Annotated in this window: 1 protein-coding gene; it reads right to left on the bottom strand. The window is 68.3% G+C overall.

The genetic code is table 11. The annotated features are described in order from the left end of the window. Nucleotides 1-1196: efflux transporter outer membrane subunit (locus HWX87_RS37600; protein WP_176051832.1), on the bottom strand; the 1196-nt coding region annotated here is incomplete at both ends.

Below are 1196 nucleotides of genomic sequence, written 5' to 3'. Positions count from 1 at the left end.
GCGGCCAGGCCGTCCGACACTTCGCGGAATGCCGACTGGATCGCCTTCTCGTAGTTGGCGATCTCGATGCGCTTCTGCACATGCGCGAGGTTCAGGTTCGCGATGTTCTGGCCGCCTTCGAAGATCGGCATCGTGATCTGCGGCGCGAACGACCATGCCGCCGTGCCGGCCTTGAACAGACCGCCGAGCGTCGGGCTGCCGGTGCCGAACGCGCCTGTCAGCGAGATCCTCGGGAAGAACGCCGCGCGGGCCGCGCCGATGTTCGCGTTCGCGGCCAGCAGCGTCTGCTCGGCCTGCATCACGTCCGGACGGCGTGTGAGCAGATCCGACGGCAATCCGGCCGGCACGTCCGTCAGCAGGTTCTGCGCGTCGAGCGGCATGCCCGCCGGCAGGTCGTCCGGCAGCGGCTCGCCGATCAGCAGCACCAGCGCGTTCAGCGCCTGCGCACGCGCACGCGCCTGCGCCTGCTGGTTCGCGAGCGCCGTCTCGACCACCGTCTGCGCCTGACGCAGTTCGAGTTCGGAACCCGTGCCGTTGTCGAACTGCAGCTTCGTCAGGTCGTACTGCGCCTGAGCGGACTTCAGCGTGTTTTCCGTGACCTGCAACAGGTCATCGGTCGACAACAGCGTCAGGTACTGGTCAGCCACCGACGAGACCAGCGAGATTTCCGACGCCTGCCGTGCATACGACGTCGACAGGTACTGCGCGAGCGCCTGGTCCTTCAGGCTCTGCACGCGGCCGAACAGGTCGAGCTCCCACGACGCCGACAGCCCGACGTTGTAGCTGCGCGAGATGTACGGCGCACCGGTCGTCGACAGGCCCTGCGGCACGCGCTGGATGTTGCCCGAGCCCGTACCGTCGAGCGTCGGGAACAGGCCCGCGCGCGTGATCTGGTACTGCGCGCGCGCCGCCTCGATGTTCAGCACCGACACGCGCAGGTCGCGGTTGTTCTTCAGCGCGATCTCGATCAGCCGCTGCAGGCGCGGATCGACGAAGAATTCGCGCCAGCCGATGGCGGTCGCCGCCTGGCCGTTCGCGCTGCGCGCGCCGGCAGCGCCCGGCTGCGTCGCGTAGACGCCGCCGGCCGGGTACGCCTGCGCGACGGGTGCGTCGGGCCGCTTGTAATGCGGCGCCATCGTGCAGCCCGTGGCAAAGAGCGCGACCGCGATTGCAGTCAAAGCGTGTTTTTGCATCAT

Source organism: Burkholderia sp. BCC1644 (genome assembly GCF_902833225.1).
Classification (GTDB): domain Bacteria; phylum Pseudomonadota; class Gammaproteobacteria; order Burkholderiales; family Burkholderiaceae; genus Burkholderia.
Note: the sequence above shows the minus strand (reverse complement) of the source record. Positions and strands in the feature narration are given on the sequence as shown.